Origin of the sequence: Antrihabitans spumae, assembly GCF_043944905.1 — a bacterium.
GTDB classification, from domain to species: Bacteria; Actinomycetota; Actinomycetes; order Mycobacteriales; family Mycobacteriaceae; genus Antrihabitans; species Antrihabitans spumae.
The window spans coordinates 105,770-120,695 of sequence record NZ_JBIMSN010000072.1; the positions used below are offsets into that span (position 1 = coordinate 105,770).

Annotated in this window: 11 protein-coding genes and 1 pseudogene; 1 reads left to right on the plus strand and 11 read right to left on the minus strand. The window is 63.4% G+C overall.

The window, feature by feature from the left end:
* Window positions 1-310: 310 nt before the first annotated feature.
* The 9 genes from ACHIRB_RS17505 to ACHIRB_RS17545 all read right to left on the minus strand — a co-directional run bounded on the left by ACHIRB_RS17505 (window position 311) and on the right by ACHIRB_RS17545 (window position 10,954).
* Window positions 311-1,384 (minus strand): alpha/beta hydrolase, encoded by a 1,074-nt coding sequence (locus ACHIRB_RS17505; protein WP_395124191.1) that lies wholly within the window; start codon window positions 1,382-1,384, stop codon window positions 311-313.
* A gap of 233 nt (window positions 1,385-1,617) precedes the next feature.
* The gene (locus ACHIRB_RS17510; protein WP_395124203.1) at window positions 1,618-3,483 is read right to left on the minus strand and encodes an arabinofuranosyltransferase AftB family protein; all 1,866 of its coding nucleotides are present in this window, start codon (window positions 3,481-3,483) and stop codon (window positions 1,618-1,620) included.
* A gap of 118 nt (window positions 3,484-3,601) precedes the next feature.
* Complete coding sequence (locus ACHIRB_RS17515) at window positions 3,602-4,528, minus strand: decaprenyl-phosphate phosphoribosyltransferase (protein WP_395124192.1); 927 nt, start codon at window positions 4,526-4,528, stop codon at window positions 3,602-3,604.
* Window positions 4,525-5,082 carry a phosphatase PAP2 family protein gene (locus ACHIRB_RS17520; RefSeq protein WP_395114049.1) on the minus strand — a complete coding sequence of 186 codons (558 nt, stop codon included), beginning with the start codon at window positions 5,080-5,082 and terminating at the stop codon, window positions 4,525-4,527. The genes ACHIRB_RS17515 and ACHIRB_RS17520 overlap by 4 nt, the downstream gene beginning before the upstream one ends.
* Window positions 5,066-6,985, minus strand: coding sequence for a glycosyltransferase (locus ACHIRB_RS17525; RefSeq protein WP_395114050.1), 1,920 nt, complete (start codon window positions 6,983-6,985; stop codon window positions 5,066-5,068). The genes ACHIRB_RS17520 and ACHIRB_RS17525 overlap by 17 nt, the downstream gene beginning before the upstream one ends.
* Window positions 6,982-8,199 carry a UDP-galactopyranose mutase gene (glf, locus tag ACHIRB_RS17530; RefSeq protein WP_395114052.1) on the minus strand — a complete coding sequence of 406 codons (1,218 nt, stop codon included), beginning with the start codon at window positions 8,197-8,199 and terminating at the stop codon, window positions 6,982-6,984. Before glf ends, ACHIRB_RS17525 begins: the two co-directional genes overlap by 4 nt.
* A gap of 95 nt (window positions 8,200-8,294) precedes the next feature.
* Window positions 8,295-9,071, minus strand: coding sequence for a MerR family transcriptional regulator (locus tag ACHIRB_RS17535; protein WP_395124193.1), 777 nt, complete (start codon window positions 9,069-9,071; stop codon window positions 8,295-8,297).
* Window positions 9,072-9,170: 99 nt separating this feature from the next.
* The gene (locus ACHIRB_RS17540; RefSeq protein WP_395124194.1) at window positions 9,171-9,734 is read right to left on the minus strand and encodes a TetR/AcrR family transcriptional regulator; all 564 of its coding nucleotides are present in this window, start codon (window positions 9,732-9,734) and stop codon (window positions 9,171-9,173) included.
* Window positions 9,731-10,954, minus strand: a complete 1,224-nt coding sequence (locus ACHIRB_RS17545) for a cytochrome P450 (protein WP_395124195.1) — start codon at window positions 10,952-10,954, stop codon at window positions 9,731-9,733. Before ACHIRB_RS17545 ends, ACHIRB_RS17540 begins: the two co-directional genes overlap by 4 nt.
* A 237-nt stretch (window positions 10,955-11,191) precedes the next feature.
* Here ACHIRB_RS17545 and ACHIRB_RS17550 point away from each other — a divergent pair, with 237 nt between their 5' ends.
* Entirely contained in the window at window positions 11,192-13,255 is a 2,064-nt protein-coding gene (locus ACHIRB_RS17550) for an AMP-binding protein (protein ID WP_395124196.1), read from the plus strand.
* Window positions 13,256-13,305: 50 nt separating this feature from the next.
* On the opposite strand, the gene ACHIRB_RS17555 is transcribed toward ACHIRB_RS17550, so the two are convergent.
* Both ACHIRB_RS17555 and ACHIRB_RS17560 read right to left on the minus strand, forming a co-directional pair.
* Window positions 13,306-14,067 carry an ABC transporter permease gene (locus tag ACHIRB_RS17555; RefSeq protein WP_395124204.1) on the minus strand — a complete coding sequence of 254 codons (762 nt, stop codon included), beginning with the start codon at window positions 14,065-14,067 and terminating at the stop codon, window positions 13,306-13,308.
* Window positions 14,068-14,078: 11 nt separating this feature from the next.
* A pseudogene (locus tag ACHIRB_RS17560) lies at window positions 14,079-14,858 on the minus strand (ABC transporter ATP-binding protein).
* Between the last annotated feature and the right edge of the window lie 68 nt (window positions 14,859-14,926).

Consider the following 14,926-nt stretch of genomic DNA (forward strand, 5'->3'; position numbering starts at 1 on the left):
CGGTGTCCGCCAGGGCGGCTCTACCAACTTCCAACGGACACGACCGCCATTACGCAGGCGGGTAGTGCAATAACGTTCCGGTCACACTCTCTCGGTGACAATATTCGACATTGCCCGCCGAGGCAACCGAGCCCCCGGCGGTCCAGACGCATTTGTCCGTTATTGGTTGGTGACCCTAGCTTGTCCTTCCCGTGTTGCGACAACCACTTTCGGTCACGACTTGATAACCATGGCCTGACACGGCCGGACAAAACAAAACCGGCCCTGCCGAGTGGCAGGGCCGGTTTCGAAATCGCTTACCGGGTCGGCATCAGCCGATGAAGTTGCTGAGGTCCGGAATCATGCGGTAGACGTTGTCCGCCCACCACGGCCAGCTGTGTGTACCAACCGGCGGGAAGTCGTAGACGACGTTTCCGTAGCCGAGGGATGCCATACGGAGCTGGAACGCCTTGGTGTTGGCCAGGGAGATAGCTTCCAAGCCCATGCCGTTGGCGGTGTTGTACAGATCGACGAACGACCGCGGCTGATCGTAGACGCCGGGAATGCCGCTGCCTGCCGCAATGTAGAGACGCGTGTTCTGAGCCTTCAGGCGCGGTGCGAACACGAAGGGGTCGTTACGCAACCAACGCGGATCCCACGGCGGACCCCACATCGCGTCGATGTTGAACCCGTTCTGGGTAAGGAACGCGAGGCGCATCGCTTCCTTCATGCCGGGGGCGGACACGTTGAGGTAGCCGGAGAACGATCCCGCGTACGAGAACTGGTCCGGGTGGTAGGCAGCCATCGTCAGGGCCGCACTGCCGCCCATAGAGAGGCCGAAGATGCCGTTGCGGTTCGGGTTGAAGCCGAGCCGGTCGCGCAGAGCGAAGCGCAGGTTCTGGGTGAGGAAGGTTTCCCACGTGTAGGTGTTGCGCTGACCGACGGCGCCCGAGGATCCGGTTGCGGAGCCGGAGGACGATCCGGTGCCGATGCCGAAGAAGTTGCTCGGTGCGATCCAGTCGGAGTAGAAGCTGCACTGACCGCCGACGGGCATGACGACGTTGATATTCCACTTCTGCAGCTCGACGACGACGTTGGTGTCGATCTCCCAGCCGTTCAGATCGTCACGCGCACGCAGGCCGTCGAGGGCGTACACGACGCGGTTGGTGTTGCCGTCGTTCGCGCGGAAGACGCGCGACTTGATCGGTCCCATCGAGGAGTCGACCCAGAAGTCGATGCCCGACGGATTGAACGCAGCTTGCGCAGTTGGGGCGGTCGTACCGACCACGGCCACGGCGAGCGGTGACAGGAGGGCCAGCGACAGTGCCGCGGCGGACCGCCTCAACCATGATCGAGAAGTCCGGCGGGCGCCGGGCTCCCTGGTGCGGTGTGCGAATACTCGCATCTACTTCGCCCTTTCAATTCACGCGACCAACTGAGGCCGCGAAGTTCTTCGCGCCGGGAGATTCACATCAGCCCGTGTGGCCCCCGGTGCCAGAGTGACTGATGTTGCGTCTGGCAACATCTTTTAGGTACATCGTCGAAAAGACATCATGCGTTATCGAACCGAGACTCAAAGTACCGCGAACGATACCGAACCGCTGCGCCTCGGAGATAAATCCCGTGATGACAGTTCCATCAGTTTCCATTCGTAGCAACCGGTGGGGTCAGATGGCACCGTTGGATCTCGTATTTCGGCACCCTGTCGATCCGGTAGTCCGCGAATTCGAGCGCACGCTTGAAATTCTGCTTCCAGCGGTCGAAGGTCAGCTCCGATCGGTACGACGTGATCAGCGCCTGGGTCTCCGGACACATGACGGCGACCTGAGCCTCGTCGACCCACTCCTCGTCGAAGTAGGCAGGCATCCATGGATGCATGTCGACCATCGCGAGGTCGGCGATCACCCAGTCGGCGTACAGGTTCTTGTCGTGCCCGATTCGGCCGTCCTCGAGTCGATCGGTATGCGCAGCCAACGGATAGGCAAGCCCCATCTGGTCGAGCACACGGACGTCCAGGCCGACGTTCATGCTCGTCATGCCCAGATTCAGGAAGTACACGGTGTGTCCGGCGCCGCCCGGCGGAATCGGTTCGGGAGGCGGAACGAGATCCCAATACATAAACGACGGGGTGTTGATCAGCAGACCGCCGTTGGGGTTGTCGTCGATCGTCCTGATCATCGCACGCATTCGCGGGTAGTCGAGGTAGTCCGAAGCCCGGATCGGATGTTCATGGCCGGTATTGAGGGCGTAGAACGCCCGCTCGTCGACAATTCCGGACTTGCCGATCGTGGTGCCGGCCGCGGATCCGCCTGTGAAGGCAACCAGGCTCGCCCAGACGACCGTCGACAGCCAGACGACGACGGCGACCCCGAAGATCGCCATATTGCCGGACCTCGTGTCCGCGGACGCCCGAAATGCGGTCGGCACGGGTACCGGAACGACGGCGACGGGGAGCAGGAAGATGAACAGTTGCGGCAGCAGCATGCGGCCGTGCATGAAGTCGCCACCGACGCGCAACGCGTACACGGTGAGGAGCAACCCGCTGAACAGGAACAGGCCGACCACGAACCTCGGTGAGCGCAGCTCGGCCTGCACACGAGTCCACACCCCGCGAGGGGAGCGATCTTTGGCCTTGACCGGCTTGACAGCCTTCGCAGCAGTCAGCCTGGCAAGCACGATTGCGCCGACGAGCAGGATCGCCAACGGCAGCCACAACACATACGGACCCGCGAGGTTCCAGAGGTAGGCGAAGCCCTGGCCCCACTTGGCCCCTGCGGCGTCCTTCGCGACGGCAGTGTTCGGATAGGGCAGCGCGTAGTAGCCCATCCGCCAGATCTGGTAACCCACCGGCAGGATTCCTGCGACGGCGACCATTGCCGCGCGAACGGTCCACTTCCGCTGCGGCGCGAGGAACACAAGCGCGAGCACGAGGACGGACACGAGCACCATCTCGGGCCGAACCAGCGGACCGAGCCCGGCGACGAACGATACGACGAGAATCGACGTCAGACTCGGCCGATCTGCAGTGGCCCAGCGCAGCAGCAGCACCCACAGCAGCGCCAGCCAGAAGATGACGAGGCAGCTTTCCAGCCCGGAGGACGCGTAGTCACGAGCAGGCGGCACCGCGATGTAGACGAGAGCGCCCGCGGGGAGCAGAAGTACAGAACCCGAACCGATTGCCGAGCGACCCCACAGCCGACCAGCGCCGAGCATCGCAAGCGCGATCGCAGCCACCGACAGCGTCAGCGAGATCGTCAGGACGACGTACTCGAGCCTCGCATCGGACAGCCAGCTGAAGGTGTAGACGATGTAGGTCCACGCGGCACTCGTGTTGGTCTCGACCCGCTCGCCTGCATTGAAGACGGGTCCGTTGCCTGCGAGCAGATTGCGGACCGTACGCAGCACGATCAGCCCGTCGTCGGCGATCCAACGTCGCTGCCAAGCGCCGGTCAGGAAGATCAGGCCGGTGACAACGATGCCTGCGTAGAACACTCCGCGGGCCAGTGTGCTGCGACCGGCCTTCGCGCCGACCGACCCGTTGTCGGCCGCTGCCGTATCGCCGACTGTGCGACGGTCCGCGCGGCGACTGTGCCGACGCGTCGTGCCTGCTTCCGACACGTCGTCAGACGAGGTAGACAGCGACACCAACCACTCCGATCCAAGCAATCGCGAGGAGCTGCAGGACGCGGTCGCCCAATGCGATCTCCTCGGGTTCGCCGGCCTCGCCCCCATCGACGTCGACCGCGTAACGCAAAATAGCGATGGTAAACGGAACCATCGAAATTGCGAACCAGTTGGTGTCCATCAGACGGTCCTGCTCGAAGGCCCACAGACCGTAGAACACGACGACAGCCGTCGCCGCCAGCGTCCACACGAAGCGCAGGTAGGTCGGCGTGTAGGACTCGAGCGACTTCCTGATCTTTGCGCCCGTGTTGATCGCGATCTGAATTTCTGCATAGCGCTTGCCCGCTGCCATGAACAGCGAACCGAACGCCATGATCAGCAGGAACCACTGCGACAGTGGGATATCCGCGGCAGCGCCACCTGCGATGGCGCGCAGCAGGAACCCCGACGACACGATGCAGATGTCGATGACGTGTTGATGCTTCAGGCCGAGGCAGTACGCGATCTGAACGACGATGTAGACGGCCATCACGACGGCGAGATGCCAGTTCGCGACGAAAGACAGTGCGATCGACCCGACCAGCAGCACGACCGACATCGCATACGCCAGATTGACCGGAAGGACACCTGCGGCGATCGGGCGGAAACGTTTGGTCGGGTGTGCGCGGTCGGCCTCGACGTCGAGCGCGTCGTTGACGAGGTAGATGCCCGACGCTGCCATGCAGAACGCGACGAACGCGATGGCGACAGGGCCGAGCACGTCGAGTTGGGTCGCCGAACCAGCTGCGAGCGGTGCGGCAAGCACCAGGACGTTCTTCACCCACTGCCGTGGGCGGACGGCCTTGACGATGCCGCCTGCCAGCGTCTTCGGCGGGCCCTTGGTCACGCCTTCTTCGAGATCGTGGCCTGTGGGCTCTTCGCTCATCGGGGTCTGTCTCCAAACTTCTTGTCGGCAGCGAGAACTGCCGCAGCCGACGCCGCGCCCAGTGCGGAGCCTGCGAGCACATCGGTCGGATAGTGCACGCCGAGCACCACCCGCGACAGCAACATCGGCGGAACCAGCAACGCTGGCAAGGGTAGCCCGGTGAGGCGACCCATCAGCACAGCAGCCGCGGTGGTGGACGTGGCGTGCGATGACGGAAAGCTCAACTTGCTCGGCGTCGAGACGTTCACGGCAACGCTGGGATGGTTCGGGCGCGGCCTGCGCACAACCCTTTTGATGACGATCGACGCAGCGTGCGCACCGACCGCTCCGACGGCGACGCCTGCCCACTGGCGGCGGCGAGGTTTGTCGGCGACCCAGCCGATCGCGGCAAGCCCGACCCAGCCGAGTGCGTGCTCGCCGAAATGCGACATGCCGCGGGCAGCCGAGATGACCGACGGGTTGCCACCGATGCCTGATTGCACGGCTTGCAGGACCGCGACTTCGCGCGGAACCGGTTGGCTGTCGAACCCGGAGATGTCAGATTCCGAAGACATCGGCCCACCGCTTCCTGCTCGTCAGTTCGGGGTGCGCTGCCTGGTACTCGGCTTTGAGTTCGGGGAAACGTTTGGCCAGTTCCTTACGTAGCCGCATCGCTTCCTTGAACAGCTCGAGCGCCTTGCGTGGACTGCGCTTTCGGAACACGACGCCACGGCCGTCCGCGGTTGTGACGGTGACGCCGTCGACCTGGGAAAGCAGGTACCAGCGTGCATCGAGCGTCGGCACGTTGAGCTGCGGACGATCGTGATGTTCGGGGTCGGCTGGCTTGAGGTTGTGCGCGATCCCCTTGCCGAGGCGCGCGACCTTCGCGACGGCATTGCCCGGTTCACCGACAGCGCCGACGCCGGCTCCCGATGCCAGCGGCAGGTCCGTCGACGACGGCACGACGACGGCATCCGGGAACTGCTTGCGCAGGTCGTGGACCGTTCCGAGAGCCGTCGGTAAAAGCTCGAACAACCGGTCGGGGCCGGCCATGAAGTCGGCGATCGCGAGGTTCTGGATCGCGACCGTCGAGTATTCGAGGCAGAGCAGGTGCTTGAGGGTGGCCTTGACGGTGTTGACGACAAGCCCGCGACCGTTGCCCGGCATGTGCAGCGATGCAACGACAAGGCGGTTGCGCAGGTGGAAATACGCCTGCCAGTCGATCGCGTCGTCCTTGTCACTCCACGCCATGTGCCAGATCGCGGCACCCGGCATCGTGACGGTCGGGTAGCCGGCTGCCCTGGCCCGCAGTCCGTACTCGACGTCGTCCCACTTGATGAACAGTGGCAGCGGCTGACCCAGTTCCTCGGCGACGACGCGCGGAATCATGCACATCCACCAGCCGTTGAAGTCGACGTCGATGCGGCGGTGCAGCAGTTTCGAGTTCTCGCGGTCGCTGAGCGGGTACTTCGCGAAGTCGTGGTCGTATTCGACGTTGGGCGCAGAGGTCCACATGAAGATGCCGCGGTTGACGGCTTCACCCATGGAGTGCAGGTGCGAGCGCTCCTGGAGGTTGAGCATCTGGCCGCCGACGAGGGTCGGCTTCTTCGCGAACCGGGACAAGGCCAACGCTCGCAGAATCGAGTCGGGTTCGATCTCGATGTCGTCGTCCATAAAGAGAATGAATTGGCAGTCGGTTGTTTTCAGCGCCTCGTACATGATGCGGCTGTAGCCGCCGGACCCGCCGAGGTTCGGCTGGTCGTGCACGGCAAGCCGATCACCAAGGGCTGCAGCGGCTTCGGCGAACCCCGGCTCGTCGCGTGCCTTACGGGTGCCCTGATCCGGGATGATCACGGCCTTGATCTTGTCGAGGACCGCCGGGTCGGAGCCAAGTGCCACAAGGGCTTTGACGCAGTCGGTCGGGCGGTTGAAGGTCGGGATACCGACCGCGATACTCGCCTCACCCGGCGCTTCGATCGGCGCGAACCAGCCTGCCGACAGCAACTGGACCTCGGTGTCGGAAGTGATGTCGAACCAGATCCAGCCACCGTCTTCGAACGGCGCGAGCTCGATCTCGAATTCGAGGAGACCGCCTGCACTTTCGTTGCCCTGCACATGAATTCGAGACGAGTCGGCCTTGGAGCGGTAGACGTCGACGCGGCAGTGGCCGGTGAGCTCGATGCGAAGCACCACCGACTTCAGGACGCTGTAGCGCCGCCAGTAGCTGGCAGGGAACGCGTTGAAGTACGTACAGAACGACACTTCCGATTCGAGACCGATGGTCAGCGAGGTCCGCGACGTGGCATGTGCGCGACGGGCATTCGTCGTCGCCTCCTCCAAGTAGAGGGTCCGTACGTCGAGCGGCTCACCCGGTCGCGGCAGCAGGATTCGCTGCAGGAGCGACTTGCCTTTGGAATCGGCCGCAGCCTCGAACAACGGCGAATCGACCGTCGCGATCAACTCGTGCTTCGGGCTCATACGTCTTCTCCGTGCAGCGCTTCCCCGGTTTCGAAATGCGGGCGCAGTGTGTTCTCGAACATCGAAAGCGCGCTGGCGATCGCCATGTGCATGTCGAGGTATTGATAGGTACCGAGGCGACCGCCGAACAGCACCTTGCGAGTTGCCATCTCCTGCTTGGCAAGTGCGCGGTAGGCGTTCACCTTCGCGCGGTCCTCCGCGGTGTTGATCGGGTAGTACGGCTCGTCACCACTCTCGGCGAAGCGGGAGTACTCCCGCATGATGACCGTCTTGTCCTTCGGGTATTCCCGTTCGGGATGGAAGTGCCGGAACTCGTGAATACGGGTGAAGCGCGCGTCGGCGTCGTTGTAGTTCATCACCGGGGTGCCCTGGAAGTCACCCGTCTCCAGCACTTCGGTTTCGAAGTCGAGGGTGCGCCACCCGAGCTCGCCCTCGCTGAAGTCGAAGTAGCGGTCGAGCGGTCCGGTGTAGACGATCGGTGCATCCGGGCTCTCGGCGATCAACTGGTCGCGGATGTCGAAGAAGTCGGTGTCGAGGCGAACCTCGATCTTCTCGTCGGCGGCCATGTTTTCCAGCCACTTGGTGTAGCCGTCGACGGGCAGACCCTCGTAGGTGTCGTTGAAGTAGCGGTTGTCGAAGTTGTAGCGCACCGGCAGTCGCGTGATGTTGCCTGCGGGCAGTTCCTTCGGGTCGGTCTGCCACTGCTTGGCGGTGTAGTCCCGGATGAACGCCTCGTAGAGCGGGCGGCCGATGAGCGAGATCGCTTTCTCTTCCAGGTTCGCCGCGTCCTTGGTGTCGAATTCGGCAGCCTGTTCGGCGATCAGCGTGCGGGCTTCCTCAGGCGAGTAGTAGCGGCCGAAGAACTGCGAGATCAGGCCGAGGCCCATGGGGAACTGATAGGACTGGCCCTTGTGCATCGCGTAGACGCGGTGCTGGTAGCCGGTGAATTCGGTGAACTGGGTGACGTAGTCCCAGACCCGCTTGTTCGACGTGTGGAAAAGGTGCGCGCCGTACTTGTGGACCTCGATGCCGGTTTGTGGTTCGGCCTCGGAATATGCGTTGCCGCCGAGGTGGTAGCGCCTGTCCAAGACGAGGACGCGCTTGCCCAACTGGGTGGCCGCGCGCTCGGCGATGGTCAGTCCGAAGAATCCGGAGCCGACGATGATCAGGTCGTATTTGCCGGGGGGCGGGCCTTCGGGCGTAGCAGCGGTCACGGGAACTGAGCGTATCGGACGCCGAGGGCGCGCCGCGCCTCGTGAGTCTTTCCGGAGGGTCCGCCCTCCGAAAAGACTCACGAGCGGCGTGCCGCCTACATGCGATCTGCGAAGACCCGCATCGCATCGCGGATGAATGCCGCGGTGCCCTCACCGTGGACGTCGAAGGTCGCCGTGAAGCGCGGATCGTCGACGTACATCTGGCCGAGTCCGGCGAAAGCTTCGGCCTCGACAGCCTTGCCCTGCCAACCGATGCCGACCCAGTCGTAGAGACGCTGCGTGATCGCCTGCACCTGGTCGGTGTCAGCCGCGATACCGGCCTGGTGTGCCGTCGCGAAAGCACTCGCGATGTCGACCTGGCGCTGTTGGAACCCCTTCTTCTCGGAGTCGCTCATCGAGTTCCACCACTTGTCGCCGCTCTCGTAGGCTTCCTTGCCCCAGCGCTCGATCACTTCGTCCTTGTACTGGGTGTGATCGAACCCGTCGAAAACTTCCTGTGCCATGAGTTGTTCACCTCCTTCCGTTTTTCGCAGTGTTGTGTGCACCGACTGAATCTGACGGCGGATCCGGTCCTGCTCCTGTTCGAGCAGGCTCAAGTGGGTCCGTAGTGCGGCTGCCGTGTCCTGTTTGCCACGTAGTACCTCGCCGATGGCTCCCAAGCCGAGGCCGAGGTCGCGCAACAACAGGATTCGTTGCAACCGAACAAGTGAGTCCTGGTTGTAGTACCGATAGCCGTTGCTACCGATTCGCGACGGTTCCAACAGCCCGACCTGCCCGTAGTGCCGCAGAGTCCGACTCGTCGTTCCTGCAGCCTTGGCCAGATCCTGGATGGACCATTCCGTCGGTTGCAGCGTCGCGATCTTCTCGCCCATTCCTCCTCCGTTTCGATTTCGTCGATGAAACAAGCTTGCAAGTTGACGCTACGTCAAGGTCAAGACTGTTTTCGAGAAATCTTTTCGAGCGGAGTTCGGTCAGGCGATGTCGCGCACGAGCGGCGCGACGAAGAGGGTGAGCAACTCTCGTTCGTCGTCGGCGCTCTCGCCGGGAACCGTCAACAGCGACAGCACGACGCGAAGCAGCCAACGACCCAGCTTGGCCGCCCTGTCCCCTGCCAAGCCGACCTCGCCGAGTATCGCGCCGGCAAGTACCTCCAGCATTTCCGACGAGTAGGCCAGTTCGTTCGCGACGCCGGAATCACCGGTGCTGAACCACGCGATCAGGGTCGGGTCGGCCCGAACCTCCGCCACTGCGGCCAGAATTGCTGACACCATCTGCTCCCCCGGGTCGCCGCCGAGGGTGAATTCGCGCGCGATCCGCCCGGCGATGCGCCGGGTCTCGCGCTGCATGAAGGCAATCTGCAGAGTGCGGCGACTGTCGAAATACCTATAGAGCGTCGCCCGCGAGCATCCGGATGCGCGCGCGATGTCGGCCATCGACGACGATGCGACGCCACGCTCGACGAACAGTTTGGCTGCCGCGTCGAGGATGCGGTCGGACGCGACGTCGTTGCGTTCGGTGCCGAGCCAGTTGCTCATACGCCACTCACCTTGAACGGCACGCTGACCGGCCTGCGCACGTAGTTGCCGTCGGCGTAGACGACGCGATCGATGTCGACCGTGAAGTCGGGGCAGCGCGCGAGCAGTTCTTCGAGCGCGACGCGTGCCTGCAACCTGGCCGCCGCAGCGCCGAGGCAATGGTGTGCGCCATGGCTGAAACTCATGATCTTGGCCGGTCTGCGCGTGACGTCGAGACGCTCTGCGTCGGGTCCGTACTCACGCGGATCACGGTTGGCAGAACCGTAGAGCAGCAATGTCTTTCGGCCCGCCGGGATGACGCAGCCGTCGATGTCGACGTCTCGGGTCGTGGTCCGGGCCAGCCCCTGAACAGGTGCCGTGAGCCGTAACAATTCTTCGATGGCGTCGGGGATGGTTGCCGGATCGTCGATCAGGCGGCGGCGTTGGTCGAGGTCGATGGTCAGCAACTGCACTGCGCCACCGAGCAAACCGGTTGTCGTGTCGTTGCCGCCGGTCACCATCGTGAACGCGAACCCGAGTATCGACAGCATCCCCGCGATGTCGCCGTCGACGCCCATCCCGGAGGCGACCAGGTGCGAGATCGTGTCGTCGGCGAGCTCGCGACGGCGGAGTTCGATCAGCTGCGCGAAGTAGCCCATCAGCTCGGTCACCGCAGTCGCAGCCTGCAGCGGATCGCCGAGCGCATTGGCGGCGACGATAGCTTCGGTCCAGCCGTCGAACCGATCGCGATCGCTTTCCGGCACACCGAGATAGTGGGCTACGACCATGCTCGGCAACGGCTTGAACAACTCGCGGACCACATCGCCTTCGCCCGCCGACCGCAGTTCTTCGATGCGTTCGACGACGAATTCCCTGACCACGGGTTCGACGCTGGTGACGTGGCGTGGGGTGAATCCCTTCGACACCGGCCGCCGAAATGCCGTGTGGTCCGGTGGATCCAGCATCACCAGCGGCGGATTGTCCTGCAGGCCAATCTTTTCCAACTCGCCGTAGGTTGTCGTGAGGCCCTTTGCGGAGGAGAACGTCGTTGTATCGCGTGCTGCCGCATAGACATCCGCGTGCCGCGACAGGACGTAGTAATCGTCGTCGGGTTCTTCGTCGGGCACGACGTGGTGGACGGGATCGTCATCACGGAGCGCGGCATACATCGGCCACGGATCACGCCAGGACTCGCCTGACCTGGGCAGGAACACTGCACGGTTGGACGAAATCGTCGTCATGTGTCGACTATGAGACAGATAAGGCCAAGTGTCAAGGCGTAAATTCCTAGCCGCCGACCGTGCATCCTTTATGAATCGCTTTCTTCTGGCCGGCTTAGAAATATGCACAATTGCGGTGCGCACAATTCGCGGAGCGCCTGTCGTAGGTAACGATTTCGAGCTTGACCGCAGGTCGGCGTGTCAGTACAAATACGGAACAGACCAAGGCGGTGGAGGCCGGAACCGACGGGAAACGCAGTGCTGTCCGATGTGATCGACGTCGATCTACTTATCGAGCACCCACGCCACGCGGTGTGGGATTTCCTCGTCGCGCCGGAATGGTATTCGCGTTTTTTTCGTGGCATCGGCGCAAGTGAACAGCTGCTCGAATCCGAATCGGGTCGGCCGGCTGTCTTTTCGCTGACGATCGGCCCGCCGGATGCGAAGGCTCGCAACCACCGCCTGCACATCGTCGTCGGACGCCGCGGCGAGGAATTCACGATCGAAAGTCTCGACACCGGAAGTTTCGTATCCGTCCGGCTTTTCGAGGCCGACGCGAATCGCACTCGAATCATCGCGACTTTCTTCAAACCAGGCGCGATCCATCCGAAGGTCATCACCTACGACAATTCCGATCTGACCAACTGGACGAGGGACGGGATCGCCCGCGTCGGGGACTACCTCGCAGGCAGCTCGACGTCACTGGTTTCCAACTCGGGAGACTATCGCTCGTTGCAACTGAGCATCGCCAAGACGATGGTCAAAACCGGAGTCGTGCGGGCAGCTCGCCCGGACAAGGGCATCCGCCAGCTCAACTCGCTGGCCAAGTGGGGCTTCAACCTTGCGGGTGGGTTCGCTGCGGCTGCCGCGCGCGATCCGAAGCACGTCGCGATCATCGACGAGCGCGGCTCACGCACCTTTGCCGAACTGCACGAACGGACTTCCCGCCTGGCGGGCACCTTGCCGACGATCGGCGTCACCCCGGGATCGACTGTCGCGATACTCGCGCGCAACCACTCGGCGATGGTCGAGGCAATGGTGGCGTGCGGAAAACTCGGCGTCGATCTCGTCCTGTTCAACACCGGTTTGGGCGCACGGCAGATCGAAGAACTGATCGATCGTCACAACCCGGCGGTGATGTTCGTCGACGAGGAATTCGAACCCGTCATCACCTACCTTCGGCCGCAACTGCCGAGGATAAGTACGTCGCCTCGGTCGAGTCCATCCGGCCGCCTCACCTTCGACGAGCTTGTCGCGATGGAACCCCGAACCTTCACTCGCCCAAGCGAACCGGGTCGACTCATCGTGTTGACGTCGGGCACGAACGGCAGCCCCAAGAGCGCCCGGCGACCCGCGCCGAAAGGCTTCGGCACCGTTGCAGCGATGTTGAGCCGGATGCCGTTGCAGATGAACGAAACCATGATGATCGCGGCGCCGCTTTTCCACAGCTGGGGTTTCGCGGCGCTGCAGATCAGCACACCGATCCGATCGACGGTGGTGCTACAGGACAAGTTCGACGCCGAAAGTTGCCTGCGCGCCATTTCGGTGAATCGCTGCACGTCGCTGATCGCGGTCCCGGTGATGTTGCAGCGAATCCTGGATCTGCCCGCCGACGTGCGCTCGCGTTACGACACGTCGAGTCTGCGTATCGTCGCAAGCAGTGGATCGTCGATGTCGGGTTCGATGGTGACAGCTTTTATGGACACCTTCGGCGACATTCTCTACAACTTCTACGGCTCGACCGAGGTGTCGTGGGGAACGATCGCCGACCCCACCGACCTTCGGGTTGCGCCGACGACCGCCGGGCGGCCACCGCTCGGTACGCGGATCGACATCGTCGACGAGCATGGCAACCACTTGCCACGCGGCGCCGTCGGCAAGATTTTCGTCGGCAACGACATGCTGTTCGACGGGTACACGAACTCCGCACCACCGACCGTCGAAGGAACCCTGATGGACACCGGCGACCTCGGCTACGTCGACGCGGATGGTCGTCTGTTCGTCTCCGGTCGCGACGACGAGATGATCATCTCCGGTGGTGAGAACGTTTTCCCTCGACCCGTCGAGGAGGCGCTGTCCTACCTGCCGCAGGTCAGCGAGGTGGCGGTGGTCGGCGTGCCCGATGCCGAGTACGGTCAGCGCCTTGTTGCATTCGTCGTACCTCGTGACGGTGCGCGCCTCGACCAGGACATGGTCCGCTCCTACATTCATCACCGGTTGAGTCGGTTCTCCGTGCCGCGCGACGTCACTTTTCTCAGCTCGCTGCCTCGAACCGCGACGGGCAAGATCCTCAAGCGGATGCTGATCGCACCCTCGTCGTAGAACGCGAAGTCGGGCCGCCCTCGAGGACGACCCGGCTGTGTGTCGGCGCGCTAGGCGATCTTGCGGCGGTAGATCCGCATGGCGAAGAAGTACGCGACGATCAGGATGCCGACGCACCAGGCGAGTGCGATCCAGATGCTCGTACCAACCGGTTGCTGGGCGAGCAGGTCGCGGATCGCGTTGACGATGGACGTCACCGGTTGGTGCTCGGCGAAGGCCCGCACCGGGCCGGGCATCGAGTCGGTCGGCACGAATGCCGAGCTGATGAACGGTAGGAACACCAGCGGGTAGGAGAACGCACCCGCCCCGTCCGGGGTCGACGCGGTGAGACCGGGAATGACGGCAAGCCAGGTCAGCGCCAGGGTGAAGAGCAGCAGAATGCCCGCGACGGCAAGCCAGGCAGGCACTCCCGCCGAGGAGCGGAACCCCATGGCAAGGGCGACGAGCACGACGACCACGATCGAGATCAGGTTGGCGACCAACGACGTCAGCACGTGCGCCCACAGGATCGCCGAGCGGGCGATCGGCATCGACTGGAACCGCTCGACGATGCCGTTCTTCATGTCCAGGAACAACCGGTAGGCGGTGTAGGAGATGCCCGACGCGATCGTGATGAGCAGGATGCCGGGCAGCAGATAGGTCACATAGGAATCCGTTCCGGTGTCGATCGCGCCACCGAAGACGTAGACGAACAGCAACAGCATCGCGATCGGAGTGATCGCCGTCGTGATGATGGTGTCGATGCTGCGTGTGATGTGACGCAGCGAGCGGCCGAGCAGGTAGCGCGTGTCGCCGAGGGTATGTGCGGTCATCGCTGTTCCAGTCATCGTCGTTCCTGTCCTGTTGGTGCCGACTGCGCGGCTGCACGTGGGTTGCCGACGATCGCGAAGAAGACGTCTTCCAGGGTGGGACGCTTTTCGACGTATTCGACTTCGGCGGGTGGGAGGAGTTGCTCGAGTTCGGCGAGGGTGCCGTCGACGATGATCCGACCCTCGTGCAGGATCGCGATCCGGTCGGCGAGTTGTTCGGCCTCTTCGAGGTACTGCGTGGTGAGCAGCACCGTGGTGCCGCTGTCGGCGAGTGCCCTGATGGTCTGCCACACCTCGACGCGGGCCTGCGGGTCGAGCCCCGTCGTCGGCTCGTCGAGGAAGATGACAGGAGGATCACCGATGAGGCTCATCGCGATGTCGAGTCGGCGGCGCATGCCACCGGAATACGTCGCCACCTTCCGCGCACCTGCGTCGGTCAGGGAAAACCGTGCCAGGAGGTCGTCGGCGACCGCACCCGAGTTCGGCACGTGCCGCAGGTGCGCGATCAACACGAGATTCTCACGGCCACTGAGGATTTCGTCGGCTGCCGCGAATTATCCGGTGAGGCTGATGGATTGGCGCACCCGCTCCGGTTGCTTCGCGACATCGAAGCCGTCGACGGCCGCCGTCCCGGCATCGGCGGTGAGCAGGGTCGACAGGATCTTCGCGACCGTCGTCTTGCCGGCACCGTTGGATCCGAGCAGGGCGAAGATGCTCCCGCCTGCCACATCGAAGTTCACGCCTTTGAGCACGTGCAGGTCCTTGTAGGACTTCTCCAGTCCTTGCACCCGGATCGCCGGGGCTAGCCTCGCGCTTTCACGCTAATTCGGCAGAGGACTGTGTCGCAGACAAAGAATGGTGC